Genomic DNA, 22,585 nt, shown 5'->3' on the forward strand with positions numbered 1-22,585 from the left:
CAGGGTGTCACAGGACTATTTGCCTGTTTTAACCTTAGTCCACGCGCGGGTGATAACCCGGTCAATCTTCGCTGGCATCACCGTTTGTGTGAACAACTTGGCACGGATATCCGCCGGCGGGTAAATTCCCGGATTGCTGCGGACCTCTTCGCTCAGTAACGGCGTAGCTTCTTTGTTGGCGTTCGCGTAGTAAATATGATTACTGATGTTGGCGATAACGTCCGGCTTCATCAGGTAGTTCAGGAACTGGTACGCTTCGTCTTTATTCTTCGCATCTACCGGCAGGGCAAACATATCGAAGTAGACCATCGCGCCTTCCTTAGGAATGGAATAAGCAACATTCACGCCATTTTTAGCTTCTTTGGCGCGGTTTGCCGCCTGCAGAATATCCCCGGACCAGCCAATCGCCACGCAGATGTCACCGTTGGCAAGGTCGTTGATGTACTGCGACGAATGGAAGTAACGAATATTTGGCCGCAGCTTCATCAGCAGATCGTTAGCCGCCCCGGTGTAGTCCGCGGCGTTGGTGCTGTTCGGATCTTTGCCCAGGTAGTGCAACACGGTCGCGTAAATTTCACTTGGCGCGTCCAGGAACGACACGCCGCAGCTTTTCAGTTTTTCAAGGTTTTCCGGCTTGAAGATCAGATCCCAGCTGTCCACCGGCGCGTCTTTCCCCAGCACGGCTTTCACTTTATCGACGTTGTAGCCGATGCCGGTCGTCACCATCATGTACGGAATGCCGTATTTGTTATCGTGGTCGTTTTGCGCCACCAGCTTGAGCATTTCCGGGTCGAGGTTTTTGTAGTTCGGCAGTTTGCTTTTATCCAGCGGCTCGAAGATGCCGGCCTGCGCCTGGCGCTCAAGGAACTGCGAAGACGGCACCACCAGGTCATAGCCCGTGCTGCCCGCCATCAGCTTCCCTTCCAGCACTTCGTTGGAATCAAACACGTCGTAGACCACTTTGATGCCGGTCTCTTTCGTGAAGTTTGCCAGGGTATCCGGGGCTATATAGTCAGACCAGTTATAAACGTGCAGCGTCTTTTGTTCGGCGGCAGAGCTGGCGGCAGAAGCCACCATCAGCGCGCCAGCAACCATCCCCAACAACCCTTTTTTACGTAGGTAGAGCATAATTTCATTCCTTCTGAATAAAGGCCAAACCAGGCTCGAATGAGCCGAATTTACGCAATGTGGCTTATCCGCATTCGCCGCACGCTTTTTTAGCATGCAAAATTCATGCATCTCTATTCATTCTGCTGAAAAAGAATTTGGGTAATCTTCACGCAGACGTTGCTCGTTTTTACGGCCAAGCAAGAATAACTGTAGCCAGGGTTGGCGACTATAGCCCGGATGAAAAAACGCCTTTTATCAACTTTTTAGACATCTTTCGTCTATTCAGGCGGCAAAAACGCGCCTTATGGCAGGGATTTGTCTGGCTGTGACGGCTTTATGACAGAATAAAAACATGCAGAACGCAGCGGCGCTGGTGGCCGCTGCGTTAAAAAAAGAAAGGATCAGTGCAGAGAGTGGGTGTGAATAATTGTGCCGTCGCGCTCTTCTTCTTCGGCCACAAAAAGCAGCTGATTAGCGCAAACCTCGAGGATCACCATCGAAACCTGCTCTTCGCTCTGCTGAACAAAGGCGGCAAACTGCTCGCGGGTAATGCCCACGGAGGCAGACAACGACTGACACACCACCAGCTTGGGCAGGTTATCATCCTGGATGTCGAGAAACGCTTTCACCGTCAGCGAGCTGGCGTTGATCGAGGAGAGATCGGACGCCAACGGCAGCAGCGCCGACGGCTTAACTTCTGCCAATGCGGAAAACAGAATAATGTTGTCCACGAGATCGATTTTCGCGTCGTATACGCCATCGAAGTTCTGCATATGGGGCAAATGCAATGCCTGGCAGGTATCGCACTCGAAAAAGGTTACGCCAGTTTCATCCAGCCAGCGGCGTAAAGTGTCCAGAGTCGGGACCACGAGTGAATCCATAAACGCAAAAACCTCATTACCTGTTCAAAAATTAACGTGCCATCTTACGCAAAAATGACACGTCATACTATGCATTAGCGCCGATTTGGTAATTATCCCCCGGTTTTAAGACAGTACCCAGGGCGGGCCTGCCGCTCTATCCATTTGATCATCAGCCCGGCGATATCGACCCCGCTCGTGTTTTCAATGCCTTCCAGCCCCGGCGAGGCGTTCACTTCCATCACCAGCGGCCCGCGTTCGGCGCGTAAAATGTCCACCCCGGCAATATCCAGCCCCAGCGTGCTGGCCGCTTTTAGCGCCACTTCTCGCTCAAGGTCGGTAATTGTGACCTGATGCGCGACGCCGCCACGGTGCAGGTTTGAGCGGAAATCGCCGGGCTTGGCCTGCCGTTCAATGGCGGCCACAACCTCATCCCCCACCACCAGACAGCGAATATCTCTGCCCTTCGCTTCTTTGATGTATTCCTGCACCAGAATATGGGCGTTAAGACCGCGAAACGCATCAATCACGCTTTCCGCCGCCTGCCGCGTTTCAGCCAGCACAACGCCAATTCCTTGCGTACCTTCAACGAGCTTCACCACCAGCGGCGCGCCACCCACCATATCAATAAGATCGCTGGTGTCGTCCGGCGAGTGGGCAAACCCCGTCACCGGCAAATCAATCCCCTGCTTCGCCAGCAATTGCAGCGAGCGCAGCTTGTCCCGCGCGCGGGTGATCGCCACCGACTCATTCAGCGGATAGCTTCCCAGCATTTCGAACTGGCGCAGCACCGCCGTGCCGTAAAAGGTGATAGCCGAGCCAATACGCGGGATAATCGCGTCATAATGCGGCAGTTGACGCCCCTTGTAATGCACGGAAGGCGCGGCCGGATTAATGTTCATATAACAAGAAAGGGGATCAATGATCTCCACCTGATGACCACGACGCGTTGCCGCCTCGCGCAGGCGCTTGCATGAGTAGAGCGTTCCATCCCGGGATAAAATAGCGATTTTCAACCTGCACCTCTGAGCAACCAGACCAAAATTAACCGCCCGCTAATCATACCACTGCCTTCACCTTTCAACGACGGACTAATCGGTGGGAGACATCTTAAGTGCCTCAATTAATTGCTTTGTGGTCGAGGTGAGATGGACGGGATCAAAAACGGCATACAGGTCGGCGGGTATCGGCCTCGCCGGGGGGCGAAACACCACGCCAGGCCAGTTCATCTGTGCGTAGCTGTCGGCGATGATGGTTAGCCCGAAACCAATGCTCACCAGCGCCAGGACGGTTTGCGGCTCCACCGCCTCACGGACAACCCTCGGGGTAAAACCAGCTTCACGGCAAACACGTTGCAGGAAAGTCCAGTCAGAGTGAATGGCGGTCATCGTCACGAACGCTTCATGCCGCAGTTGGGTAATGTCCACCGTTTGCTGCCGGGCTAGCGGGTGCTGCTCCGGCAGCGCGACCATAAATGTCGCCTCATGCAGCTTTTCGCTCTTAAGGCCACCGGGCGGGCTGGTTTCCATCCGCCAGATCCCGGCATCAATCTCGTGACGTTCAAGCAAAGCAAGCTGATCCCCCGGGGACTTTTCGCGGAAGGTCACATCAATGGCGGGATAGTCAGCAATAAACCGCTGTAGCCCAAGCCGCAGCCCACCCCAAATGGCGGTGCCAACAATCCCTAGCTGAATTCGACCGCCTTCACCACGGCCAATCTGCTCAACCCTGGCCAGCGCAAGGCTTGCGTTGTTCAGCAGCTGTTTTGTCTCTTCCAGCAGGACTTCGCCTGCGTGAGTCAGCGCCACGTGCCGGGAATGGCGGATAAACAGTACCGTCCCCAGCTGAGCTTCCAGTTCTTTGATATGAAAGCTCAGGGGAGGCTGCGACATGTTCAGCCGCGCGGCGGCCCGGCCAAAGTGCAGTTCCTCGGCTACGGCCTGAAAATAGCGCAGCAGCTTAAGATCGGTGCGATAGATACGCTGAGATGTATTCATGAGGCTCCCTGAGTGGCAAGCCTCATAAATTACCATCGCTTACGCTCGCTGTAAGGCCAGGAGCCTTAATGTGCGAGCGATGCCGAAGAATCACTCTGCTGGCGGTGGTGATAGTGGAAGCTAAAGTGGAAGACGACGGCAAGCACCAGCGCATAGCCAGCAAAAACCAGCCAGATAGTCGGCCAGTCTTTGGTGCCATCGGTGGTGAAATAATCCACCACATAACCGCTGACAATCGCCCCGAAATACGCCCCAACCCCGTTCACCATCGTCATAAACAGCCCTTGAGCGCTGGCGCGAATACGTGACTCCACCTCTTGCTCAACAAACACGGAGCCGGAGATATTAAAGAAATCAAAGGCGCAGCCGTACACCACCATCGACAGCAACAGCAGCACAAAACCAAAGACAGAAGGATCGCCCCAGGCGAACAGCGCAAAGCGCAGCACCCAGGCGACCATGCTCATCAGCATGACCTGTTTAATGCCAAAACGCCGCAGGAAGAAAGGGATCGTCAAAATAAAGACCACTTCCGACATCTGCGAGACGGACAGCAAAATCGAGGGATACTGCACCACAAAGCTGCTGGCAAACTCAGGCTGACGGGCAAAATCATGCAGGAAAGGGTTACCGAAAGTATTGGTGATTTGCAGCACCGCCCCAAGCAGCATGGCGAACAGGAAAAAAACCGCCATTTGTGGCTTTTTGAACAGCACAAACGCGTCCAGCCCCAGGCGGCTCACCCAGCTGCGCGTGGCCTGGCTTTTTATCACCGGGATAGTCGGCAATGTGAGCGCATACAGCGCCAGCAGACCGGAAGCCCCTGCGGCAATATAGAGCTGCATGCTGCTCAGCTCTATGCGCATCAGGCTAACGGTCCACATCGCCGCAATAAAGCCCACGGTACCGAACACCCTCACAGGCGGGAAATGCGTCACCGTATCCAGTCCGTTTTTTTCCAGGCAGGCGTAAGACACCGTATTGGACAGCGCAATGGTCGGCATAAAGGCCAGGGCATTACCCAGCATTGCCCAAAACATCAACCCCGGCTGGTCGATGCTGGCCGCCCAGACCAGCATCCCCGCCCCCACCAGATGGCAGAGAGAGTACACCCGATTGGCCGGGAGCCATTTATCGGCCACAATGCCGATAAGACCCGGCATCAGCAGCGCCGCAAGCCCTTTGGTACTGTAAACCATGCCAACATCTGCCCCCTTAAAGCCGAGCGTATTGATCATGTAAGATCCCAAAGTGACCAGCCACGCCCCCCAGATGAAGTACTGTAAAAACAGCATGATTTTTAAGCGGAGTTTAATCGCCATCTGTTTTCCCTGCCTTGCTCAGTGAGGATCAGGCCAGTTTGCCGAGGAAGCCGCAAATCAGGTTAATGAAGTTCTGCCGCGACAGCGCAGCAGCTTTCAGCGTCTGTTCATGGGAAAGCTGAATACTCCCCAGCCCTTCGGCAAGGTTGGTAATCGCCGAGACGGCAACCACCTTCAGGCCGCAATGGCGGGCGCTGATCACCTCCGGCACAACCGACATCCCCACTACGTGGCCGCCAATGATTTGCATCATGCGAATTTCCGCTGCGGTTTCGAAGTTTGGCCCTGGATAAGAAACAAATACTCCCTCGTGCAGCGGGAACCCCTGCTCATGTGCAACCTGTTGGAGTACAGCGCGATAGTCGGCATCATAGGCGTTTGCCAGCGAGAAAAAGCGCTCACCAAACCGCTCATCATTTGGCCCAACGGTCGGCGTGCCCGGCATAGTATTAATATGATCGCTGAGTGCCACCAGGCTTCCAGGTTCCACTTCCGGGCGCAGAGAACCGGCGGCGTTGGTAGAAAACAGTATTTCGCATCCCAGTAGCTTAAAAGTGCGAATTGCGCTGGTCATCACCGACATTCCACGCCCTTCATAAAAGTGCCCCCGCCCTTTCATACAGGCTACAGGCACGCCAGCCAGCGTGCCGACGACCAGTTCGCCCGCATGGCCGTGGACGGTGCTGACGGGGAACCCGGGCAGATCTTCGTAGGAAAATGTTACAGGGGAGTCGATTTTTTCCGCCAGCTCCCCCAGCCCGGAGCCCAGAATAAAAGCGATGCGGGGTACCAGACCGTTAATGCGGGCGCGAATAATGTCGGCGGCGTAGAAAGGCGAATTATCAAAAGCAGAGGTTGGCATAGAAGGTTCCTTGTCAGATTGTCGTTATAACTTCAGCAGTTATAACGACTCACCGACGGATGAAACCAATACCGTTTGAGGCCACGATTAATACTGAAAATGTATCGATCGCCGATTTGATGGCCTGGCAGCCGCGTGAATTAGCGTGTCGCCCAGCCCTGCTTGTGCAGGTAATCCAGAATGAAAGGCCGGCTTTCTTTAATGATGGTACGGCTGATGTGGTCGCTCCAGGTGTCGCGCCGTGTATTGCTGTCCCGGCTCAAATAATACTGCGCCAGCTGCTCGTCGTACTCGTCCAGCAGCGGCCTGTTCAGCGGCTGATAGCGGTTTTCATGCACCAGCATCGCAGCGGGCATACGCGGCTTGATATCCGGCGTGGCAGCAGGCCAGCCCAGGCAAAGGCCAAACAGCGGTAACACGTATTTCGGCACGCCCAACAGCTCTCCCACCGCTTCAATGTTGTTGCGGATGCCGCCAATATAGACCCCGCCCAACCCCAGCGATTCTGCGGCGGTAAACGCATTCTGCGCCAGAATCGCGGTATCGACCGCACCAAGCAGCAGTTGTTCCGCCAGCCCAAGCTGGGCGTCCGGGCAGATTTGAAGATTGCGGTTAAAGTCGGCGCAGAACACCCAAAACTCAGCGGCTTCCGCCACATGCTTTTGCCCGCCGGTCAGCGGCACCAGCTGCTCGCGCAGCGCTTTATCCGTGATGCGAATGATTGAACTGCACTGAAGGAAGCTGGAAGTAGAAGCTGCCTGTGCACTGGCAATAATGGCTTCGCGCTGCTCGTCGGTAATAGGTTCCCCGGTAAAATGACGAATGGAACGGTGGGAACGAAGCAGATCAATGGTCGGCGTCATCGCGATTTTCCTTTGGCTTTTTTATATCAGAGAGTTTTGAAGCAGAATCAGGCTGCATCAGCTGCGGGGCAAGACGTTTAGCAATATGCCACGTCATGATGATTGCCGCCGGCAGCATCAGCCCAAGGCCAATAAATACCATGACTATGGCCGCCGTTGCAGTGGCCACAGGTGCGGGCAGCGTCAGGTATCCCTGCAGCGAGAGAAAAGCGAGTGCCAAAAAACCTATCCCCACCGCCTCCAGCACAATCACCGATTTGGGTAACGATCCGACCGCGCGCATAGCGGCACCTCCTGTGTTCAGGCCAGCTATCATCGAGTCCGCGCCCCTCCCACTGAAAGGAGATAGCCTACGGGCATCGAACTAACAGGCACGACCTTCTTTAAAAATGTGACGGATATCGGCATTATAAGCGCATTCGCCGGTTCGTATCGGCCATAAAAACTGAGGAGAGAGCATGTTTGCAGTAATTTTTGGACGCCCTGGCTGCCCATATTGTGTTCGCGCTAAAGAACTGGCTGAGAAACTGACCGCCGAGCGTGATGACTTCAACTTCCGCTATGTTGACATCCACGCAGAAGGCATCACCAAAGCTGACCTGGAAAAAACCGTGGGTAAACCGGTTGAAACCGTGCCGCAGATCTTCCTGGATCAGAAGCACATTGGTGGCTGCACCGATTTTGAAGCTTACGCGAAAGAACATCTGAACCTGTTCCAGACCGCGCAGTAAACTTTACGAATGCAGAAAACCGACTCTCAGTAGTCGGTTTTTTTATGCGCGCGACTCCGGTTCTTACACATAAAAAATAGCAGATAACACAGCGAACCGAGGGACGACCAGAAGACAGCGCTCAGTAGCCAGGCCATTTCTTGCCAGAACGAGCGTGTGACGGGGAAAAACAGGTGGGCAATCAACAGGCAGAACGGCGAAGCAAGCATCGCTCCCACCAGCGGTTTGACCACTCGATCGCCTTGGGAAAAGAAGCTGGCCACAGCACCCGGGAGAAGGAAAAACAGCAGCCCAAGCTCATAGTGCCCGGTGGCAATAAACCGCCCCATCACGTTCAGGCGCAGAGAAAGAAAAACCAGAATAAAGAGCACGAAGCAGCAGGTAATTCCTAACCACTTTTGCGCACGTCTGTGCATTTTACCTCCTGACATCTGCTTTTGCTCGAAAATACCCTGCCGGAAAATTCAGCAGCGTCTTTACCCGATTTGATAATGCCTGGCCATCCGTGCCGATAAAGCATTGCCACATTTAGCACAATATTCTTACTAGCCGCTGATACAGAGAAAGATTAAACTAGCGGCAGAAATTCGGTCGTCGCGTGAGATATTTATATGCGTGATAATTTGCCGGTCGTCGCTGACGGAACCGTCAAAACCTTAGCGCATAACTCTATCTCTTTCAACAGCTTACTGGTAAACAAGAAGTTAGCCTTCGTGAATATAAACGTCGCAGATTTGTTAAACGGGAATTACATCCTTTTGTTATTTGTTGTACTAACGCTCGGACTTTGCCTGGGGAAATTACGCCTCGGTCCGGTGCAACTGGGTAATTCCATTGGTGTTTTAGTGGTCTCTTTATTACTCGGGCAACAGCATTTCTCGATCAATACCGACGCGCTAAATCTGGGTTTTATGCTGTTCATTTTCTGCGTAGGCGTCGAAGCCGGGCCAAACTTTTTTTCTATTTTCTTCCGCGACGGCAAAAATTATCTGATGCTGGCCCTGGTGATGGTTGGCAGCGCCCTGCTGATTGCGCTGGGGCTGGGCAAACTGTTTGGCTGGGACATTGGCCTGACGGCCGGTATGCTCGCCGGCGCCATGACCTCCACGCCCGTGCTGGTCGGCGCGGGCGATACCCTGCGCCATTCAAGCATCCCCGCCGCGCAGCTTGCGACCTCGCTGGATAACCTGAGCCTCGGCTATGCCCTGACCTACCTGATTGGCCTGGTCAGCCTGATCGTGGGGGCTCGCTATTTGCCGAAGCTGCAGCATCAGGATCTGCAGACCAGCGCCCAGCAAATTGCCCGCGAGCGCGGTCTGGATACCGACGCGAGCCGCAAAGTTTATCTCCCGGTGATCCGCGCCTATCGCGTCGGGCCTGAGCTGGTTGCCTGGGCCGATGGTAAAAATCTGCGCGAACTGGGTATTTATCGCCAGACCGGCTGCTACATCGAACGTATTCGCCGCAACGGCATTCTGGCTAACCCGGACGGCGATGCCGTGCTGCAAATGGGCGATGAAATCTCGCTGGTGGGCTACCCGGATTCTCACTCGCGCCTCGACCCAAGCTTCAGAAACGGCAAAGAGGTTTTCGATCGCGATCTGCTGGACATGCGCATCGTCACCGAAGAAATTGTGGTGAAAAACCACAATGCCGTGGGCCGTCGCCTGGCGCAGCTCAAGCTCACCGACCACGGCTGCTTCCTGAACCGCGTAATCCGCAGCCAGATTGAAATGCCCATAGACGACAATATCGTGCTGAACAAAGGCGATGTCCTGCAGGTCAGCGGCGATGCCAGACGCGTGAAAACCGTTGCCGAGCGCATCGGCTTTATCTCCATTCACAGCCAGATAACCGACCTGCTGGCCTTCTGCGCCTTCTTTGTTATTGGCCTGATGGTGGGCATGGTCACCTTCCAGTTCAGCTCGTTCAGCTTCGGCATCGGGAACGCCGCTGGCCTGTTGTTTGCGGGCATCATGCTTGGCTTCCTGCGCGCCAACCACCCCACCTTCGGCTACATTCCGCAGGGGGCGCTAAATATGGTGAAAGAGTTCGGCCTGATGGTGTTTATGGCGGGGGTTGGCCTGAGCGCCGGCAGTGGCATCAGCAACGGCCTCGGTGCGGTAGGCGGCCAGATGCTGATTTCCGGGCTTATCGTGAGCCTGGTGCCGGTGATTATCTGCTTCCTGTTCGGCGCCTATGTGCTGCGAATGAACCGCGCCCTGCTGTTTGGCGCGATGATGGGGGCAAGAACCTGTGCGCCAGCGATGGAAATCATCAGCGACACCGCCCGCAGCAACATTCCTGCGCTGGGGTACGCCGGCACCTATGCCATCGCTAACGTGTTGTTAACACTGGCCGGTACATTAATTGTCGTGATATGGCCAGGTTTGTGATCGCAACCACAGACAAAGAAAAATACTTTTTTTTATGTCTGAGCGAACTTTCTTTCGGGACGTCAGTCTGAATTAGTGCCACTGCTTTTCTTTGATGTCCCCAATTTGTGGAGCCCATCAACCCCGCCGCTTTCGGTTCAAGGTTGATGGGTTTTTTGTTGCCTGAATTTCCCACCCTTCTTAATCAACCACTTATATAGCCCCCTTTAGCTGGGTGGCGACAAAATGGCGGCAGAGCAAAAACCTGATGCCCTTCCTGAAGTTCCCTTCCTGATTTTTTTCGCTCTCTCCATCTCTGAAAATCATCGATTCCCGGCCTCAAACGAATAAAAGTGAGTAAACAGTTAGCAAGGAATGCCGCATGTTCGATTTTTATCCTGAAAAGACCTACAGCCGAATGGAAGTCATGAGCAAGCCAACACCTGTCCCTGCAGTGAACGGTGTTTACTTTTGGTGGTTCAAAAAGATCCCTCCTGGGGTACCAACAGAAGGCTGCATCACGGCAGAAGGCTATACGCTCCTCTACGTCGGCATTTCACCTGACAAGCGTGGGAAGCCCAACAGCCGTTCAAATCTAAGGCAGCGTATCAGAACGCATTACAGCGGCAATGCTGCAGGCTCAACCCTACGCCGCACGCTTGGTGTATTACTTAGTGGAGAAAGTAGCTTTCCCCTGCGTCGGGTAGGTTCTGGTTCCAGAATGACATTCACGCATCCAGGCGAGCAGTGGCTGGACCTTTGGATGGAGCAAAACGCCAGGGTTCATTGGATACCTGCAGAAGCTCCGTGGGAGCTTGAGGATAAATTGATCGCATCCATTCCCTTACCTTTAAATATTCAGGGGAATATCCACAAGTTCAAACCCACGTTATCGGGAATGCGGAGTCAGGCTGCAGCTGAGGCACGATTGATGGATATTGCAGATGAGCGGGGTTTGAGAAGACGATTAACGGCGCAATAAACCCGCGCCGTCCGTTCAAGGTCAGTAAGCAAATTGTTCCTGCATACCTTTTGGATGAGGTGGAGCGGCGCTAATCTTCTGCGGGCGGCACACAGAACGCACAAAGGTTTCATGCGTTACGAAGGTGTGCCCACATTCAATGTTTGTGCACTGGTTGTATCGCTCTTTGGTTTCGTTGGAAACCTGAAAGCTACTGCGGGTATGTGCAGCCTGACCGCACATAGGACAATTCATCATTATAATCAGCCCTCATTATTAACCAGTTCGCAATAATGATACATCATTGTTCGCAATTTTGAACTAATCATTCCATTTCGAAATCATCTATTTTCACTTCGAATTCAATGCCGGTCGTGAAACCACTGTCAGCACTTACCGTATGCGTGAGCGTGGTGATCGTCCATTCCGCTTCATCAATGGGCTGCTTGAAGCCGCTCACCTTCACGGGCATTTCCGTGTAGAGATCGGCCCGGCCCTCTGCTAATTGCAGGGAGAATGACGCCACACCACGCTGCAGGCGTTCCCACTGCATTTTGGCGGCGCGTTCTGCGTTGGCCCGGTTGGCGTAGGTTCGGTTCAGTACCAGCACGTTTTCATCCGTCCCGACCAGATAATCTCCCTGCTTTGCCTCAGGCTCCTTTGCTGTCATGGTTTTCTTCCGGCGCTTAACGCTTGTGCTTTCCTTCTTTGCTGGCTCCCGCGTATGTAGCCAGCTGGCAATCACGCCCGTATAAGCTCCACGATCAGCCAGGCTGAAACGGTGACTGTCTCCGGCCTTGCGGGTGATGGTGATTACCGGCAGAGGCTTTCCGCTGGCAGCTCTGCCCTGCCCCTGGCGGATAAACAACAGATTACCGTCCTTCACTGATGCAATAGCACCATACTGCCGGGCCAGCTTCATCAGGAAACTTGCATCGCTTTCGTTGGTCTGGTCCAAGTGATCCAGTGGCTTATTGGTCAGGTCCTTGCCCAGGGCCATTGTCAGGTTGTGACGGGTGGCAATATCTTTCACCACATCACCCACCGTTGTCTGATGCCACGACTTTTCCCGCCTGGTGTTCAGGGTTTCCCGGAAGTCGGCACTGCGGGCACGGATGGTCAGTCTGTCCGGTGTGCCAGCGTGTTCAATCTCATCCACGGTAAAACTGCCCTTTGGGAAAAGTGGCTGCCCTTTCCAGCCCAGCGCCAGCGTGATAACAGCCCCGCGCCGGGGCAGCACAATCTGCCCGTCTGCATCGTCCAGTTCCAGATCGAGCTGGTCAGCATCAAAGCCCCGGTTATCCGTCAGAGTGAGGCTCATCAGACGCTTGTCCAGAACCTCCGTCACGTTCTTACCTTCAATCACAATGCTGAAACCCGGTGCTTTGCCGCTGAGGTTAAGCAAATCAGAGCCGATATTCATTGCAGCAACCCTCCCACCGTAGAGGTGATATTGCCAATAGCTGAGGCGGCGGAGTCCTGCAGGTTACTGAGCTGGTCGCTGAGACTGCCGAACATTTCAGACAGGGACTCATCCGCCCGTTTGAGGGTCAGTGAAAACTCAATCCGGCGCGCTTGCCCTCCGGCGAAAAACTCCGTTTTGGTCTGGCTCAGGCTCTCGATCACAAACATGCCGTAAATCGTACCGCTGCCCTCAATCAGGGGCCACGCCTTGCCCAGCTCCGCCATCTGCTCCAGTGCCAGCAGGGACAGTCTGCCGCCCGTGATTTCAGGCAGCAGGACGCCGGAAAGCGTCAGCGAATCATTGTCAGGCCCCAGAAACTGCGTGGACGGGCGACGGCTCACCCGGCTGTTGGTGGCGTGCCGCCAGTTGCGCTGATACTGCAGCTCCTGATAAGGCACGGTGCGCAGCTGAAAAACGTATAACCCCAGCACCATCATCATGAGTCATATCCCCCCTGGTCACTGTAGCTGCTGCGGGCTTTCGCCCTGGCGCGGCGTTCCCGTTCGTCCAGTTGCCTTGCCACCTCGCGGGCAATGTCCTGCGCGCTTTGGCCCGGCTGGGCGACAATATGGATCGGCGCATTGATTTCGTAGCGCACTGCAGGCGGCTGGTTTGCAGTTTTCTCCTGCGGTGCGCGATAAGTCGCTGCAGGCAGACTCATAGGGTGAAGCGGCACAGCCTCTGCAGGCACTGCTGCGGTGCCCATCATCCCTGCAACCACAGACGCCAGCGCCGCTGTGCGCCTGCGGCTGGTCACATTCACCGGGCCGTTAACAATCTCCGGTCCATTTTCCCCGACAATGCCAAACTGACCGCGTGGAATGATCCCGCCGCTGTCATACATTCCGGCAAAAGGCATGCCTGCAGCAACAGCGCCACCAACAACCTGCACCTGCGTTTTACCCGGTGCTTTATTATTTCCGGTCATCCAGTCAGGCAGATAATCCGTGACGGAGGTCAGCTTGCTTTTTAGTGTCTCCCACTTCGCATTGATGCCGTTCAGAATACTGTCAATGATAGCGCTGCCCATCTCCTGGAACTTAGCAGGGAGCGCGGCAACATCTGCCAGAATAGCTGCCCATTTATCGCTGATGGTCTGCCGGACAACGGCCCACGCTTCAGATGCTCCGGCCTTAATAGCGTCCCAGTTTTTCGCAATCAGGCCCGGTAGGGTAAAGTTGAAGAACAGAAACTTGATACCCTCCCAGGCGGCGCTCACTGCCTGCTTAATCCAGGCCCAGGCCGCATCCGTGGCAGCACAAACCGCATCCCACATGGCTTTGAACTTCGGCCCCAGCGTGTCCCAGTTCTGCCAGATGAGGATGGCTCCCATGGCAATCAGGCCAATCAGGCCAATCACTGCCAGGATAGGGTTTGCGAACATAAGACGCCCCAGCCACATGATCCCCTTGCCGACGCCGCCGATGGCTTTAGTGATCAACCCGAACGCACTGCCACCTTTAATGCCCAAAATTGAAAACTGTAGGCGCATCAGCGCCAGCGGCCCCAGCACAGCGGACACTGCCAACATTACTGTGCCCAGCACCACCGCAATCGACGCCAGCGCTGCCACTACTTTCAGCAAAGCACCAGCCAGCTTTGGATTTTCCTCAATCCAGCGGCGGAAGGAGCCCGTCACCTGCTTCACCGTGTTCATGATCGCCATCAGCGGATCGCGCAGCGTTTCCCCCAGGCTGCTGAAGGTGTTTTGAGCCCCGGTTTTAACCAGCAGCCACTGCGCGGACAGGGAATCTTTATTGATGTCGGATTCTTTCTGCATGGAGCCAGCCGCGTCACTACCGGACGTAAGCTTGAGCTGGCGCTGCAGCTCCGGCAGGTTATTAGCCAGCTTCGCCGCATCATCACCAAACTCCTTGCCAAAAATCATCGTCATCGCGCCCAGGCGCTTGTCTTTTGGCAGGTTGTTCACCTTCTCCAGCACGCGCTGAATAGTGCCCATCGCATCCTGGGTCATTTCCTTTTCAATCTGCGCCGGATTCAGCTTCAGCAAATCCATGCCAGCAAAAAAGCTTTTGCTCTGCATGGTGGCAATCGACAGTTCGCGCACCATGGCATTTGCGGCACTGGCTGCCACTTCTGGCGCAGTACCCAGAGAAAGGAACGTGGAGCCCAGCGCCGCCGCCTTGCGGTAATCCAGGCGGTCAGCCACCCCACCCATGCGCTGCAGGACGTCGATAATATCCCCGCCCTGTGACATGGCGTTATCGTCCAGGTAGTTCAGTGCATCGCCCAGCTGCTCAATGTTGCGGGTCGGGACTTTATACAGCTGGGCAATTTTCCCCAAGCTTTCGGACAGCTCGTCTGCAGGGAGTTCAAACGCCGTGGAGGCTTTCGCCGCCGTGGCAGCGAAGGCCAGCAGGTCACGCTTCTGGTCAGCCCATGAGTCATTAGGGTTTGCCACGTTCATGCGCGCGCCGCCCTCGACCAGCGCGGCAAAGTCCACCGCGCCGTTTTCCATTGGCAGCTGCTCACTGGCTGCCTTAATGGCGTCCTGCATTTCATAAAACCGGGCGGTGCGGTTGCCGTTGTCATCACGCAGGCCATTAACCTGCTTTGCCACGCCTTTCATCGCATCTTCCATGCTGGCGTAGCTTTTCACTGCCGCCATTACCGGCGCACCCATTGCCACCCCGGCGGCGGTAGTTGTAGCTCCGGCTCCGGCAATCCGATCACGTACTTCCAGACGGCGGGAATAATCAGCACGGGCGGCATTCATTCGGGCCTGCTGCTCACCCAGGCGTTTCAGGGATTGCTGCTGTTTATCCAGTGCCTGCCGGGTGTCGTCAGCATTCTGTCGCAGTTCCCGCTGCGCGCTGCTGAGTTTCTTTGTATCAATCCCGGACTCTTTCAGGGCCTGACGCTGAAGCTGCACTGACTGGCGCAGACCGTTGTACTTGGTCTGAAGCTCATTAACGCGGGTTTTGGCCTGCTCCAGAAGACGGGCTTGCTGTGCGGTAGGTCGATTGGTGGCAGCAAACTGTGTTGCAAGTTTTGCCGCTTCTTCGCGGGCAGTTTTGAGGTTTGTTCCCGTGACTGCCAGCTGAGAGCTGGCTTTGCGGAAACCATCAATCCGCCCAGCCTGTGAGTCCAGTTCTTTAAGTCGGATTTTGCTTTGTTGCGCAGCGGCAGCCAGCTCTTTTGTGCTGGCTTGTGCGCTTTTGAAAGGACGGGTGAGTTTATCAACCGCATTCAGTACCACCTGCAGGCGCAGGTTATTATCACTCATCACTGGCCCCGCTTCTCAGGATCGCTTTATGCCGCCACTCCAGCACCTCAGTCAGCGGCATAACGTCAGTGACGGACGGCGTCCAGTGAAAAATGGTGGCAATATCTGCCACCAGGTCATCAACCGTCAGGCTGTCGGCAAATCGGCAAGCACCGATTTCTTCAACAAAAAAGTGACCACCTCCACGGACATTGCGGTGAGGTCCGCCGGGTCCAGTTCTGCCATTTCCTGCGCGGTGAGTGTCGGGGTAGAGATACGCGGAATGACCGTCATCATGGCGCTCACATCCATATCCATGATCGCCTGCAGGCGTGTACCACGCAGCGCACCGGATTGTGGTTTACGCAGCACCACCTCGTTGATTTCGGTTTTACCGCGCAGGATCGGAGTATCCAGCACCACAGTTTTTTCGTGTAATTTGTCGCTCATGTTCTTGTCCTTGCATCGGGAAACAGGGCGCGGAATCCCGCGCCGTTAGGGTTATTACAGGCCAATTGCCTGACGGTGTGCTTCCATCAGGTCCACGCCGTCCACGATTTCCACCATGTTGATGGTGTCAACCTCATAGAGCACTTCGCCGTTAATAGTCAGCTTGGCGTAGCTGTTGGTGCTGCTGACTTTAGTGGTGTTACTCTCCCCGGTTTTCAGCTCACCGGAATCAATCTCCTTGTGACGCCCGCGCACAACCAGCTCTACGGCCTGCACTTCCCCGGTGTCATCACGCTGAATAGACGCGGTAAAACGCAGCTGCACGCCGTCGGCGGTGGTCTTCGCCAATTGCTTAAACAGCAGTGACTCCATCCCGCCAATGGAAAATTCCGTGTCCAGCGCGCCGTCATCCAGCCCCATGTCCACATCCACTGCACCAGCCATGCCGCCGCCGCGATACTTCTCAAACTTGCGGGTAAATTTCGGCAGGGTCAGGGACTCAACGATCCCCTGCCAGTTGTTCCCGTCGTTGAACAGGTTCAGGTGTTTTAACTTACGTGGTAAAGCCATGTTGCCCCCTTATGCGCTGACCTGGCTGGCAAAGTTCATCAGGTACTTGTCAGTGATACGCTGGCGAAGCAGCAGATTTTCCAGCGGTGGCACTGGCGTGTAGTCGTAATCAATCAGCAGCTTCCCGGCCTTGAGCGTGTCCTTATCGTTCACGGCCTCATCCAGCCAGCAGTCACCACCAATGAGATAGCCCTGGCTCACCAGGCTGCGCATTTTGGCGCGAATACCTTCGATAATGTCGCGGGCCAGTGACGGGTTAAGCGGCTTATCCACCGCCCACATGTGGGCCTCTGCCATGGTGTCCGCCAGCACCTGCGCCGTGCGGGTGTAGCTTTCGAACTGAAACAGCGGATCATCACTGAGGCAGCGGGAACCCCAAAAGCGGAAGCCATCCTTACGGATCAGGGTGGTGACGTCATTCTGGTTCAGCAGCCCCGCATCGGTTGCCGGGTCCTGCAGATCCCAGAACACATCCGCAGACAGACCGGTGACACCGTTAACACCGACGTTAGACAGGGTTTTGTGCCATCCGGTCTGCTCGTCGATTTTGGCGCGTAGGCCAAGCGCACGGGCGGTGGCAAACGCGGTGGCATCAGCTTTCAGCACCGTGTCAAAGTTGATGAAGTCAGGCCAGATCAGCATCCCTTCACGCTGGCTAAAGTTCTCACGGTAGGTGATCGCTTCTTCCACGGTTTTGCAGCCATATGCGGACAGGTACGCAAAACCGCGCAGGCTCTGCGCCACGCTCAGCAACTCGGTGGCAACGGCCTGATTATCATGGCCCGGTACGCCGAGGATGCGCGGCTTAACGCCCAGCTGAGACTGCGCCGACAACAGCGCTTTGATACCCGTTTTTTTACCGTCGGACGTCACGCCGCCGATGATGTTGGTGGTGGTTTCCGCTTCGGTTTCGCCCTGCTCCACGCGGACAACCACGGTGACAGGTTTGGCCTGGTCGGCAATCGCATCCAACGAGCGGGCCAGCGTGCCGGACTCGCCCGCTTTTCCGCTGGCGGTCAGCACGTCGGTCAGTAAGACGGGTTTATTGAGGGGGAACACAGACGGATCGGCGTCATCCCCGGTGCAGACCATTCCCACAATGGCGGTGCTCACCGTAGTAATGGTGCGGGTGCCCTCGTTGATTTCTTCAACGCGCACCCCGTGGTGGTAATCCTGAGCCATAAGGCATTTCTCCGGTTTACAGGGGTGCGTCTATGTTCAGATTGATACGCGCGCGGCGCACGCTTCGGGCTTTGTGTGGGGAATGGAACAATGGACAGGCAGAAAAATCCCCGCGCGTGGCGGGGAGGGAATTAAGCCGCTGGCGCTTCGGGCCAGGTAATAGCGGGTGCGGTGCTGGTATCGACGCGCGTCAGCAATACGCGGTATTTTCGCCACTCATTAAAGCGGGCTTTTTCAGCCTCCGTTGCCATATCCAGATCAACCGCATCCTGCAGGGGTTCGATTTGCTCACTGGCGCTTTTGATTAATGCGGCTTTGGTGGTGTTCGCTGATGCAATTTCCGCCACCTGCTGTGCCGCTTCATCTGTCACCCAGCGCTCACCGTTCCATTTATCGTATGGGGTAGCTGGTTCATAAAGCGTGGTATCTGCAGGGTAATCGCCTGGAGCAGTAATTTTCTGAGACTCTCCCGTTTTTGTACTCCAGACCGTTTCACCACGATGATCCACAAGATATTCCCATCCAGTCAGCTTGCTGTTCCTGCATACAACATAACCCTTTTTAGCTGACAGAGGTTTATCGGTACAGGCGTTTGCCGGGAGGCTTAAGCCAACAGGTAAAAACTCTATCGCCTGTGATAAAAACTCGTGCGTTATGCCGTCATAATTGAACACGATGACCTCACCTGCCACGACGGCAAACCCATTTTCCAGTACTGCGCTCTGCATTATGCGGCCCTCACAATATAGTTAAATGCGATGTTGCGCGGTCTCGTCTCAGTGCCACCTGTCGGTCTGGTAGTGGCATTAACGATCCCACCATCCGTAATAATGGGATTTGGAATTGGATAATTGTCGAAATCAATAACTGGCGATGCTGGCGTGATTTGTTTCAAAATCGTAGTGCCAGTAAAGCTGTCCAGTGACATATCGTTTTCTCTGGCTGTCCAGATACCCCACATATGGGCATGTGACGCCATGTCACCTGATTGTGCTGACAATATCCCCCTTAACGAATCAACTCCGCGCCCGTCATCCCAGCCACGAATAAACTCACCGCGCAAATCTGGCAACTTAAGTCCAGGATACGCCTGGGCCAGTTTCGGGTACTGCAAAGCAGTAAACGCCGCCCCGTTACATTTAAGCCATCCGGCAGGCGCTGCCGCCAGAGGCCACGGGAGCGGCACACCAACAGGCAAAGCGGAACCGGCACCCAGCCCCAGGTTATTCAGGAATGCGGCAACATCTGCAATATCAGCGCCGTTGGCGGCTTTATCCATTTTCCCCGCAAGCGCATTAGTCATGGTGGTGGCAAAGTTGGGATCGTTACCCAGCGCTGCCGCCAGTTCATTCAGCGTATCCAGCGCACCGGGAGAGGAATTGACAAGGGCCGCAATGGCAGCCTGCACAAATGCCGTGGTGGCAAGCTGGGTGGTGTTATTCCCTGCCGCTGCCGTCGGTGCTTTCGGCGTTCCGGTCAGCGTCGGGCTGGCCTTTGGTGCATATTGCGTATGAGGATCAACAGCGGCTATGTGCTTTGCCATCTGGTCATCCACGTACACCCGCAGCTCCAGCACTTTGTCATCCACATATTTGCGGGTTGCCAGCACTACTGCCGGGTCAATTTTCAAGGTGATGTTATCGGTGCTACTGGTGATCAGCACCATGCGCACGGTCTGCGTACGCCCGCTCCCTTCTGCCAGCTGGGGCTTGTAACTCTCCGGACAGTTACCGACCGCAATCAGCGCGCCTGTCTCATCGAACAGACCAACCTCACGAATCCACCACCCGCCGTCCGTTTCGGGGATCACCTGCTCAGCAATAATCTGGCTGCTATTCTGCGGGTCGATGTACAGCATATTGAGATCGGCACGGCGCTTTTCAGCCACCAGTTTTGTCTGTTGTGCGCTGGGTGTCGGCAGCACACCACCGCCATCACCCACCGCCATCTGGGTAATTTTCAGCGGTACACCGAGCGCGGCGGCGCTTGCCAGTTTCGCCGCGCCGATCTCCGTCAGCAGGGTATAAAATTTTGCGCTCATGGGTTCACTCTCACTGTGTCAATAACATGGACTGCGCCGCCCTCATACAGAGCACCGCCAGAAATAATGGTTTCGTTGATATACGGGTACACTGTGATTTCTTCACCGATATATATCCCGGCCCCCACCCAATACGGGCCGCTGGTCTGCAGGTTAATGGACATGCCGATCAGATGGCGGCTGCATGGCTTTGCATCACTGATCAGGCGCTCCAGCTCCAGATAGGTTTCCTCTGTAATACCCTGGTCCTGCACGCCAATATCCAGCCGAAATGTGCCGGGTGCCTCGTTGGTCTGCCACCACTCCAGAATGCGGATCAGGAAACCGAACGGCTCCACCACACGGCGCACGGCGCTGGTTGTGCCCTTACGCTGATGGACATAAAACGCATCCTGCACCACCCGGCGCTTAACGCTCTCCGCCCAGCTTTCGTCCCAGCGGTCCACGGAAAACGCCCAGGCCAGATACGGCAGAAAGCTGACCGGGCACGCCGCCGGGTTCCACAGGTCACGCAGTGACACCTGCAGATCGGAAATACCGCTGCAGCTCTGCGCCAGGCGGCGTTCAAGCGCAGACGAACCCGACGGCAACAGGCTATTCATCGGTGCCCCCGTTGATCACACTCCACGCCGTGCAGGAGGCTGCCTGGGTTTTATTCAGCACCACATCACCGTGTGGGGAGGCCAGCTCAACGCGCTGCACCCCCTCAACATGCAGGGCGGCATAGATTGCACTCAGGCGAATATCCCGCCCCAGGCGTGTCTGGCTGGCGATGTATTTCTGCAGGCTGGCTTTGGCCTCTGCCATTACCGGCTCCATTTCCGGCCCCGGATAAATAAAGATCGTGGCGTCCACGCTGTACGGGATAATTTCAGCGCTGCGCACGGTCAGACGGTCAGCCACCGGGCGCACATTCTCACTGTTGAGCGCCTTATCAACTACCGCCAATAGGTCTGCCCCTGCAGTGCCGTCACCTTCGCGACTGAGGACGGTAAGCACCACCTCCGCCGGGGCCGGGCTGGTTGCGCTGGCATCCGCCACGCGCCCGTCTGCGCTTTTAGCGTGAAACTCATAGGCCGCCGTTGGCCCGGCGACAGACAGCCCTTCAAAGGCTTCCGGGATACGCGGGCGCAGTTCTTCATCAGACTCGTACACCGCCGGGACAGGTGGCACGGCCCTATCATCGGCAGGCGTCACAATCAGACGCTTCACGTTACAGTTGGCGGCGAGCTGCTCCAGATCGTTGCCGTTGGAGTAAGCCACCATCACCGCCAGCGCGGCCTCGTTGATGCGCTGTCGCAGAAGGACCTCACGATAAGTGCTCTCCTGCAGCTGTTTGGTAATAGGTTCCGATTCCAGCGCGAGCGTGCGCCGTACTGCATCCTGCTGATCCGCCGGATATAACGCCACAAAAGACGCTTTACGCTCAGTAAGCAGGGTTTCAAAATCCGGCACATCCACGATTTGCGGCGGCGGGAGCTGGGAAAGATCAATGGCTGCCACTTTGTGCTCCTGTTGCAACGGAAAGAGAAACAGGCGTGCCGTCAGTGCGCCGCCCCGTCAGGTCAACGACCATTGAGCCGTCAAAGCTGCTGCTAATGGTTATTGCGTCCAGAGTAAGCCGTGGCTCCCAGCGCATCAGCGCCACATACACGGCACTCATCATCTGCAGGCGCAAGGCCGGATTTTGTGGCTGGTCAATCAGCGCCGACAGCAGCGAACCATATTCCCGGCGGGCAATGCGGCTGCCTTGCGGCGTGATGAGAATGTCTTTCACCGACTGGCGCAGATGTTCAGTGTCGGTAATGGCCTTACCTGTGGCGCTGTTCATGCCGTAATACATCGTCATACCGGGCCTCCTGACGTATCGCCGCCTGACTTGACTCCCTTGTGACCGTGTTTATCAACCACGATCCCGTTGGAATTCATTGTACCGCCGCCCTGGGTCACGCCGCCATTGATCACCACCTCGCTGTTAATGCGGGTAGTGTCAGCCTCCACCACAAACTCTCCGGTTTTGAAGGTGACGTTATCCGCTGCCTCGATCACCATGGATTTGATACCGCGCACATACCAGCGCCCGGAGGCAGGTTCATATTCAAACCAGCCACCATCCGGGTATTCCGTCACGTTGCCGTCCTCAGAGTCTGAAGGTGGCGGAAACTGATTTGAGTAGACGGCAGGCAGGGCAAAAGCGGTTTCCAGATTGCCGCCCAGGCTGAACAACACCACCTGCTCCCCCACAGATGGTTTCCACCAGGTGCGGGACTTGCCAGCCCGGCAGGTCAGCCAGTTAATCCAGTTGGTTTCAAGCTCGCCCGTTTTCACCCGGCACAGCCAGTTGTCCCGGTCCACCTCCGTTACGGTTCCGGTGCGGATCAGATTGGTGATAAGGCGCATGATTTCGGTCAGTTGTGCGTTCATGAGTGCAATTTTGAAACGTACTGAATGGATTTTCTGGTAATGACTCCAACTTATTGATAGTGTTTTATGTTCAGATAATGCCCGATGACTTTATCATGCAGCTCCACCGATTTTGAGAACGACAGCGACTTCCGTCCCAGCCGTGC

27 protein-coding genes are annotated in these 22,585 nt (G+C 55.6%); 3 read left to right on the forward strand and 24 right to left on the reverse strand.

Annotated elements, in window-relative coordinates:
- Positions 1–15: 15 nt before the first annotated feature.
- From potF to WFN87_RS14750, 8 genes are all read right to left on the reverse strand, one after another.
- Positions 16–1,128, reverse strand: a complete 1,113-nt coding sequence (gene potF, locus WFN87_RS14715; RefSeq protein WP_008461059.1) for a spermidine/putrescine ABC transporter substrate-binding protein PotF — start codon at positions 1,126–1,128, stop codon at positions 16–18.
- 383 nt (positions 1,129–1,511) lie between these two features.
- Positions 1,512–1,991, reverse strand: a complete 480-nt coding sequence (locus WFN87_RS14720; RefSeq protein ID WP_336983293.1) for a YbjN domain-containing protein — start codon at positions 1,989–1,991, stop codon at positions 1,512–1,514.
- 92 nt (positions 1,992–2,083) lie between these two features.
- The gene (gene rimK / locus WFN87_RS14725) at positions 2,084–2,986 is read right to left on the reverse strand and encodes a 30S ribosomal protein S6--L-glutamate ligase (RefSeq protein WP_336983294.1); all 903 of its coding nucleotides are present in this window, start codon (positions 2,984–2,986) and stop codon (positions 2,084–2,086) included.
- 75 nt (positions 2,987–3,061) lie between these two features.
- On the reverse strand, positions 3,062–3,967 hold the full coding sequence (locus tag WFN87_RS14730; protein ID WP_008461056.1) for a LysR family transcriptional regulator: 906 nt from the start codon (positions 3,965–3,967) through the stop codon (positions 3,062–3,064).
- A 65-nt stretch (positions 3,968–4,032) separates the two neighbouring features.
- Entirely contained in the window at positions 4,033–5,289 is a 1,257-nt protein-coding gene (locus tag WFN87_RS14735) for a nucleoside permease (protein ID WP_336983295.1), read from the reverse strand.
- Between the two features lie 28 nt (positions 5,290–5,317).
- Positions 5,318–6,151, reverse strand: a complete 834-nt coding sequence (gene xapA, locus WFN87_RS14740) for a xanthosine phosphorylase (protein WP_166995453.1) — start codon at positions 6,149–6,151, stop codon at positions 5,318–5,320.
- A gap of 140 nt (positions 6,152–6,291) precedes the next feature.
- Positions 6,292–7,014, reverse strand: coding sequence for an oxygen-insensitive NADPH nitroreductase (gene nfsA / locus WFN87_RS14745; RefSeq protein ID WP_008461053.1), 723 nt, complete (start codon positions 7,012–7,014; stop codon positions 6,292–6,294).
- Positions 6,998–7,297, reverse strand: coding sequence for a YbjC family protein (locus tag WFN87_RS14750; RefSeq protein ID WP_008461051.1), 300 nt, complete (start codon positions 7,295–7,297; stop codon positions 6,998–7,000). The genes nfsA and WFN87_RS14750 overlap by 17 nt, the downstream gene beginning before the upstream one ends.
- A gap of 175 nt (positions 7,298–7,472) precedes the next feature.
- On the opposite strand from WFN87_RS14750, the gene WFN87_RS14755 reads away from it, so the two are divergent.
- Positions 7,473–7,745 (forward strand): GrxA family glutaredoxin, encoded by a 273-nt coding sequence (locus WFN87_RS14755; RefSeq protein WP_008461049.1) that lies wholly within the window; start codon positions 7,473–7,475, stop codon positions 7,743–7,745.
- 26 nt (positions 7,746–7,771) lie between these two features.
- On the opposite strand, the gene ybjM is transcribed toward WFN87_RS14755, so the two are convergent.
- On the reverse strand, positions 7,772–8,161 hold the full coding sequence (gene ybjM, locus WFN87_RS14760) for an inner membrane protein YbjM (RefSeq protein ID WP_166995450.1): 390 nt from the start codon (positions 8,159–8,161) through the stop codon (positions 7,772–7,774).
- A gap of 297 nt (positions 8,162–8,458) precedes the next feature.
- Between ybjM and WFN87_RS14765 the strand changes: the two genes are divergently transcribed.
- A complete protein-coding gene (locus WFN87_RS14765; RefSeq protein ID WP_008461047.1) occupies positions 8,459–10,141 on the forward strand; it encodes an aspartate:alanine antiporter in 1,683 nt (560 codons plus the stop codon).
- Between the two features lie 361 nt (positions 10,142–10,502).
- The gene (locus WFN87_RS14770) at positions 10,503–11,102 is read left to right on the forward strand and encodes a GIY-YIG nuclease family protein (RefSeq protein ID WP_336983296.1); all 600 of its coding nucleotides are present in this window, start codon (positions 10,503–10,505) and stop codon (positions 11,100–11,102) included.
- Between the two features lie 21 nt (positions 11,103–11,123).
- On the opposite strand, the gene WFN87_RS14775 is transcribed toward WFN87_RS14770, so the two are convergent.
- From WFN87_RS14775 to WFN87_RS14845, 15 genes are all read right to left on the reverse strand, one after another.
- Positions 11,124–11,339, reverse strand: coding sequence for an ogr/Delta-like zinc finger family protein (locus WFN87_RS14775; protein ID WP_058842448.1), 216 nt, complete (start codon positions 11,337–11,339; stop codon positions 11,124–11,126).
- Between the two features lie 67 nt (positions 11,340–11,406).
- Positions 11,407–12,504, reverse strand: coding sequence for a phage late control D family protein (locus WFN87_RS14780; protein WP_336983297.1), 1,098 nt, complete (start codon positions 12,502–12,504; stop codon positions 11,407–11,409).
- Positions 12,501–12,986, reverse strand: a complete 486-nt coding sequence (locus tag WFN87_RS14785) for a phage tail protein (protein ID WP_336983298.1) — start codon at positions 12,984–12,986, stop codon at positions 12,501–12,503. The genes WFN87_RS14780 and WFN87_RS14785 overlap by 4 nt, the downstream gene beginning before the upstream one ends.
- Positions 12,983–15,793: a phage tail tape measure protein gene (locus WFN87_RS14790; protein ID WP_336983299.1), complete on the reverse strand. Its 2,811-nt coding sequence runs from the start codon at positions 15,791–15,793 to the stop codon at positions 12,983–12,985. Before WFN87_RS14790 ends, WFN87_RS14785 begins: the two co-directional genes overlap by 4 nt.
- A complete protein-coding gene (locus WFN87_RS14795; RefSeq protein ID WP_336983300.1) occupies positions 15,786–15,905 on the reverse strand; it encodes a GpE family phage tail protein in 120 nt (39 codons plus the stop codon). Before WFN87_RS14795 ends, WFN87_RS14790 begins: the two co-directional genes overlap by 8 nt.
- A gap of 14 nt (positions 15,906–15,919) precedes the next feature.
- Complete coding sequence (locus WFN87_RS14800) at positions 15,920–16,222, reverse strand: phage tail assembly protein (protein WP_336983301.1); 303 nt, start codon at positions 16,220–16,222, stop codon at positions 15,920–15,922.
- Positions 16,223–16,276: 54 nt separating this feature from the next.
- On the reverse strand, positions 16,277–16,792 hold the full coding sequence (locus WFN87_RS14805) for a phage major tail tube protein (protein WP_210959258.1): 516 nt from the start codon (positions 16,790–16,792) through the stop codon (positions 16,277–16,279).
- Between the two features lie 9 nt (positions 16,793–16,801).
- Entirely contained in the window at positions 16,802–17,974 is a 1,173-nt protein-coding gene (locus tag WFN87_RS14810; RefSeq protein WP_336983302.1) for a phage tail sheath protein, read from the reverse strand.
- Positions 17,975–18,105: 131 nt separating this feature from the next.
- The gene (locus WFN87_RS14815) at positions 18,106–18,702 is read right to left on the reverse strand and encodes a tail fiber assembly protein (RefSeq protein WP_336983303.1); all 597 of its coding nucleotides are present in this window, start codon (positions 18,700–18,702) and stop codon (positions 18,106–18,108) included.
- The gene (locus tag WFN87_RS14820) at positions 18,702–20,015 is read right to left on the reverse strand and encodes a phage tail-collar fiber domain-containing protein (RefSeq protein ID WP_336983304.1); all 1,314 of its coding nucleotides are present in this window, start codon (positions 20,013–20,015) and stop codon (positions 18,702–18,704) included. The genes WFN87_RS14815 and WFN87_RS14820 overlap by 1 nt, the downstream gene beginning before the upstream one ends.
- The gene (locus WFN87_RS14825) at positions 20,012–20,617 is read right to left on the reverse strand and encodes a phage tail protein I (RefSeq protein ID WP_336983305.1); all 606 of its coding nucleotides are present in this window, start codon (positions 20,615–20,617) and stop codon (positions 20,012–20,014) included. The genes WFN87_RS14820 and WFN87_RS14825 overlap by 4 nt, the downstream gene beginning before the upstream one ends.
- On the reverse strand, positions 20,610–21,518 hold the full coding sequence (locus WFN87_RS14830) for a baseplate assembly protein (RefSeq protein ID WP_336983306.1): 909 nt from the start codon (positions 21,516–21,518) through the stop codon (positions 20,610–20,612). The genes WFN87_RS14825 and WFN87_RS14830 overlap by 8 nt, the downstream gene beginning before the upstream one ends.
- The gene (locus WFN87_RS14835; protein ID WP_336983307.1) at positions 21,505–21,864 is read right to left on the reverse strand and encodes a GPW/gp25 family protein; all 360 of its coding nucleotides are present in this window, start codon (positions 21,862–21,864) and stop codon (positions 21,505–21,507) included. The genes WFN87_RS14830 and WFN87_RS14835 overlap by 14 nt, the downstream gene beginning before the upstream one ends.
- Positions 21,861–22,439 (reverse strand): phage baseplate assembly protein V, encoded by a 579-nt coding sequence (locus tag WFN87_RS14840; protein ID WP_336983308.1) that lies wholly within the window; start codon positions 22,437–22,439, stop codon positions 21,861–21,863. The genes WFN87_RS14835 and WFN87_RS14840 overlap by 4 nt, the downstream gene beginning before the upstream one ends.
- 50 nt (positions 22,440–22,489) lie before the next feature.
- Positions 22,490–22,585 (reverse strand): IS1 family transposase (locus WFN87_RS14845; protein WP_000851394.1); only part of this gene is annotated, 96 nt, incomplete at its 5' end.

The sequence above is a fragment of the Cedecea sp. AS113 genome (assembly GCF_037152415.1).
Taxonomy (GTDB): domain Bacteria; phylum Pseudomonadota; class Gammaproteobacteria; order Enterobacterales; family Enterobacteriaceae; genus Cedecea.